Here is a 1,006-nt window from a genome sequence, read left to right as displayed (position 1 = left end):
TTCAACCAACACCTCCCTAGCCCTTCAATCATTTAAAAAATCACTTGAAGAAGAAGGATTAATTATAGATAATTTACCTATTATGGATGGTAAAATTCATAGAGTAAAAACTACTAATGATAAAGGTAGAGAATTAAGTGGTGCTTATATTGGATATTTAAATAACAATTTTCCTGCAGGTTTTATACAAAATTTTAAAACAGGCATAAAGAAAAATTGGAAAATGCAAGTAGAAAAAAACTATAATGGTAATTTAAAAAGTTCTCAAGAATTACATAATCAAATAAAAAAAGATCAAGAGCTTAGAGAAAAAGAAATTTTAGCCTTACAAGAAAAAACTGCCTTAAAATTAGAAGATGAGTATAATAATGCAAGATGGGCTAATTCTAACCATGCTTACTTAAAGAAAAAAGGCTTTGATGAAAACTTTTATCTTAAGCAAGATAAAATGGGTTCATTATTAATTCCTTTAAAAGATGAAAATGGAAAATTATGGTCACTTCAAAGAATATTTTCAAATGGAGATAAAATCATAGGGGTAATTAAAACTCAAGAAGAAAAAGATCAAGGTGTGAAATATCTTGCAAAAAAACAAGGTTGTTTTCATATTATAGGAGCTAAAACACTTCATAATTTAAAAGAATTTTATTTATGTGAAGGTTTTGCTACTGGTGCTACTTTGTATAAAGCTTTAAATAAACCTATCATTATGGCAGTAGATGCTGGTAATTTAGAAAGTGTGGTTAAAAAACTAAATACCCTCTATCCTGATAAAAATATCACAATATTTGCTGATAATGATGTAAAAAAAGAATTAAAAGGATTAGAAAATACAGGTAAAAAAACAGCTTTAGAAATTAAAGAAAAATATTCTAATGTTAGTGTAATTTTACCAAATTTTACACAAGAACAAAGCTCTCAAGGTATGAGTGATTTTAATGATTTAATGCTTGCAAAAGGGTTAGAATTTGTAACAAAAGAAATTAAAATGCAGATGTTTAGGGAT

Annotated in this window: 1 protein-coding gene; it reads left to right on the top strand. The window is 26.5% G+C overall.

Features of this window, described 5'->3' with window-relative positions; translation table 11 throughout:
- Positions 1-1,006 (top strand): toprim domain-containing protein (locus tag CAMP5082_RS08210; RefSeq protein WP_337206429.1); only part of this gene is annotated, 1,006 nt, incomplete at both ends.

Source organism: Campylobacter sp. LMG 17559 (assembly GCF_024723605.1).
Classification (GTDB): Bacteria; Campylobacterota; Campylobacteria; order Campylobacterales; family Campylobacteraceae; genus Campylobacter_D.
The sequence above is the reverse complement of the archived record's forward strand: the minus strand, read 5'-3'. Positions and strand labels throughout refer to the sequence as shown.